We start from the raw sequence: 4,063 nt of genomic DNA, 5'->3' as shown, positions 1-4,063 counted from the left end.
GACAACCGATATGAAATCCTGGAGCGCATCGGCATCGGCGGCATGGCCGTGGTGTACAAGGGCCGGGATCACCGGCTGAACCGACTGGTGGCCATCAAGATCCTGAAGGAGGAACTGGCCAAGGACGCAGAGTTCCGACGCCGCTTTCATGACGAGTCCCAGGCCGTTGCCATGCTGTCCCACCCCAATATCATGGCGGTATACGACGTGTCCCACACCCCGGAGTTAGACTATATCGTCATGGAGCTACTGGATGGCATCACACTGAAGCAGTATATGCAGAAGAAGGGGGGCAAGCTGGCCTGGCGGGAGGCCCTCCATTTCATTACTCAGATCATGAAGGCCCTGTCCCACGCCCATAGCCGGGGGATTATCCACCGGGATATCAAACCCCACAACGTGATGGTGCTGCGGGACGGCAGCTTGAAAGTGGCCGACTTCGGTATCGCCCGGCTTACCTCCTCTGCTCAGGCCACCCTGACCCAGGAAGCCCTGGGTTCCGTCCACTATATCTCTCCCGAACAGGCCAGAGGCAGCCATATCGACGCCAGGAGTGATATCTACTCCGCCGGCGTGGTACTCTATGAGATGATCACCGGCCGCCTGCCTTACGAGGGGGACTCCCCAGTGGCGGTGGCCATCCAGCACATCAATTCCATTCCGCTTTCCCCCAGGGAGATCGATCCCGAGATCCCCGAGGCCCTGGAGGCTATCACCATGAAAGCCATGGCCTCCGACGTGAACCAGCGGTATATCTCCGCCGATGCCATGCTGGCCGACCTGGAGGAGTTCCGTAAAAATCCATCCATCAACTTTGACTACACGCCGGCAGATCTGCTGATCTCCGAGGGGGATGAACCCACCCAGGTGATTGGTGCCAACACGCCCAGCAATGTGCGTCCGCAGCCCGCCCATCCGCCCCGCTACGAGGAAGATGAGTGGACGCGATCCAGATCGCCGCGGCGTGAAGAGGATCCGCGTGCCCGGAAACGGCAACCACGCTATGAAGAGGACTATGAGGAAGTGCGGGGCGCCGGCAGCCGGTTGCCTATCTTCCTTGCCATCGGTGCGGTGGCTCTGTTCCTGGTGGGCATGGGTGTGTTCCTGTGGTTCTCCTTCTTCAATGGCCTGGGCGGCGGCAGTTCCACCCAGTATAATGTGCCCAAGCTCATTGGAATGACCGTGGAGGAGGCCAAACAGCACTCCGACGTGGTGGAGGCCGGCTTCCAAATTGTTGAAGGGAACACAGTAGACAGCAACCTGCCGTCCGGCCAGATTGTCTCGCAAAATCCGGAAAGTGGTCGAAATGCTTCCGCTGGTGCCACTATAACAGTAGATATCAGCAACGGTAGCGGTGCAGATACCGACCCGGACAATGTGATGCCGGATGTTGTGAACCGAAACAAACAGATCGCATTAAGCGAGTTGGATAAGTTGGGCTTTAGCGAAGAGCGCGGAAATCTGACAATTCAGGAAGAGACCTCGGAAGAGGTAACGAAAGAATATATCATTCGGACAGAACCCTCCGCCCATACCAGTCTGGAAGGAGTGGACAAAATCATTCTGGTGGTAAGTACCGGCCCGGACGAAGAACCTGTTACGGTGATCTCCTTCATTGATATGGATGCGCAGAAAGCCAAGGATGATGCCGAGAAGATGGGCCTGACAGTGACCTCCATGGAAGAAGTGTATGACGACAGCGTGGAGGCCGGTAAAATTTGCTGGCAAAGCATTGATCCCACCACCAAGGTTGAGAAGGGGCAAACCATTTCCTTCCGTGTGAGCAAGGGCCCGGATCCCTCAAGCCAGCCCTCAACCGAACCTACTCCGTCTCCCGGGCAGTCCACTCCGCCTACCGATCAACCCAGCCAGTCGCCCAGCGGCCAACTCAAGTCCCTTACCATTAATGTCAACCTGCCTCAGGACCGGGAGAGTGTGCTGGTAGTGGTCACTGTGGACGGTCAGGAACAGTATCGTGACACCCTGCCTACCGTTCAGCAACTGGTGGTAGTCACCCTGAAGGGCAGTGGAGAGCAAATGGTGAGCGTTTACCTTGACGGGGAGCTGAGTTCCACCAAGGCCTATAACTTCGGTTGATATGGAAGGGATCATTTTAAAGGCCCTCAGCGGCTTCTATTATGTGGACGACGGCTCCGGCAGGCTTACCGCCTGCCGGGGCCGCGGCAAATTCCGCCACCAGAAGGTGAGCCCTCTGGTGGGGGACCGGGTGGAGTTTACCCGCCTGGAGGGGGAGAGCGGCATCCTGGACGCCATTCTGCCCCGAAAAAATGAGTTCCAGCGGCCTGCGGTGGCCAACATCGACCAGTTGGTGGTGGTGGCCTCCGGGGCCATTCCGGTCACGGATCCCTTCCTCATTGACCGGGTGGTGTCCATCGCCGAAGGGCGGGACTGTGAGAGCATCATCGTCCTCAACAAGTGCGACCTGGACGGGGCGGACAGCCTGTATGAAACCTACACCAAGGCTGGCTTCACCACCCTGCGGGTAAGCGCCGAGACAGGGGAGGGGATGGACGCCCTTTCTGCTGCAATAGCGGGAAAGGTTTCTGCCTTTACAGGAAATTCCGGCGTGGGCAAGTCCTCCATCCTCAATGCCCTCCAGCCCGGCTTTCACATCCGGGTGGGGGAGGTGTCCGACAAGCTGGGCCGGGGCAGGCACACCACCCGCCATGTGGAGCTGTTCCGGCTGGACAACGGGGCTATTGTGGCCGACACCCCCGGCTTCTCCTCCTTTGATACAGAAGAAATGGAGCTGCGGCCACCGGAGGAGCTGCAATACACCTTCCGGGAATTTGCCCCTTATCTGGATCAGTGTCGGTTTACCGGGTGCGCACATGTAAAGGAAAAAGGCTGTGCAGTTCTTGCGGCAGTGAAGGCGGGCGAGATCCAGGCAAGCCGCCACCAGAGTTATGTACGGTTGTATGAGCAGGCAAAGGAAGTGCCGGAATGGCAGAGAAAGTAAGCCAATATGCCCTCATCGTCGGCGCAGCCCCCTGCGCCGACCTGGCTTTTCTGAAGGATTATCTGGGGGAGAAGGACTGGACGGTGATCTGTGCCGACGGCGGGCTGAACGCGGCCCTGGCCGCCGGGCTATGCCCGGACTACCTGATTGGGGACTGGGACTCCGGCGGACGTCCCGCCGGAGACATGCCCTGCACCACCCTGCCGGTGGAGAAGGACTTTACCGACCTGCAGGCGGCGGCCCACTGGGCCCTGGAGCAGGGGTGCCGGGAGCTGCTGCTGTGCGGCTGCACTGGCGGGCGGCTGGACCACACCGCCTCCAATCTGGTGCTGCTGGAGTGGATCGCCCGGCGGGGCGGGAATGCCGTCATGGCCGACCGCGACAATGAGGTGCGCTTTCTGGAAAACGGCACCCTCACCCTGGCCGATGTACCCCACTACCACTATTTGTCCGTCATCCCCTTGGACAAACTTGTAAAGGGAGTTACCTTGCAGGGCGTCAAGTACCCCCTGGAGGGAGCGGTCATCACCCGGGGGGACACCCTGACTGTCAGCAATGAGCCTTCTGCCCCGGTGATGGAGATCACCGTTGAGGATGGCGCTGTTCTGCTGATCCGCAGTCAACGGGAAAACCAGGGCAGTTTCGGAGAAAGATCTTCATTCAAGTGAACACAACAGCCGCTTTCCGCGTATACTGGGGCAGAACCAGTGAAGGGAGGCGGCTGTTTTGACGCTGGAGGGCAAGAAAGCTCTGGCTGCGGCGGCGTTATGTGGTGCTGGCGCAGTTCTGCTATTCCGTCCAGGCACTTTGGCGGTCTTTGTGGCCGGGGCCTGGCTGGGCCGCCGGGGCTTTGGCTGGCTCAAACGATATTGGCTTGACAGGGAGGCATAAGGTTATGAAGATCGTTGTAGTGAAGTCCCCCAAAGCCCTCAGCAGCCTGCTGAGGCTGGTATTTGGAATTAAAAAAACCGGATCGGAAACTTAAAACCGGGTCATACAATCCGCTCCTTGTACATATATTGCCCTAGCAGCAATCAGTCTGGGCAATGGCCCGTACAAGGAGTGGAACGCTATGGAACTGGA

General features: G+C 58.8%; 4 protein-coding genes. All 4 read left to right on the top strand.

Annotated features, from left to right (window positions below; all coding sequences use genetic code 11):
- Window positions 1-2,097, top strand: a 2,097-nt coding sequence (pknB, locus tag Q0K43_RS10560; RefSeq protein WP_297290490.1) for a Stk1 family PASTA domain-containing Ser/Thr kinase, incomplete at its 5' end; no start/stop codon positions are given.
- 1 nt (window position 2,098) lies between these two features.
- On the top strand, window positions 2,099-2,980 hold the full coding sequence (gene rsgA, locus Q0K43_RS10555; protein ID WP_297290489.1) for a ribosome small subunit-dependent GTPase A: 882 nt from the start codon (window positions 2,099-2,101) through the stop codon (window positions 2,978-2,980).
- On the top strand, window positions 2,965-3,648 hold the full coding sequence (locus Q0K43_RS10550; protein WP_297290488.1) for a thiamine diphosphokinase: 684 nt from the start codon (window positions 2,965-2,967) through the stop codon (window positions 3,646-3,648). The genes rsgA and Q0K43_RS10550 overlap by 16 nt, the downstream gene beginning before the upstream one ends.
- Before the next feature lie 227 nt (window positions 3,649-3,875).
- Entirely contained in the window at window positions 3,876-3,965 is a 90-nt protein-coding gene (gene spoVM / locus Q0K43_RS11750; RefSeq protein WP_366086337.1) for a stage V sporulation protein SpoVM, read from the top strand.
- The last annotated feature ends 98 nt before the right edge of the window (window positions 3,966-4,063 follow it).

The sequence above is a fragment of the uncultured Flavonifractor sp. genome, from assembly GCF_944383115.1.
Taxonomy (GTDB): domain Bacteria; phylum Bacillota; class Clostridia; order Oscillospirales; family Oscillospiraceae; genus Flavonifractor.
The sequence above is the reverse complement of the archived record's forward strand: the minus strand, read 5'-3'. Positions and strand labels throughout refer to the sequence as shown.

Coding starts and splice junctions, on each gene's coding strand:
- rsgA (WP_297290489.1), top strand. CDS start 2,099: ATGGAAGGGATCATTTTAAAGGCCCTCAGCGGCTTCTATTATGTGGAC.
- Q0K43_RS10550 (WP_297290488.1), top strand. CDS start 2,965: ATGGCAGAGAAAGTAAGCCAATATGCCCTCATCGTCGGCGCAGCCCCC.
- spoVM (WP_366086337.1), top strand. CDS start 3,876: ATGAAGATCGTTGTAGTGAAGTCCCCCAAAGCCCTCAGCAGCCTGCTG.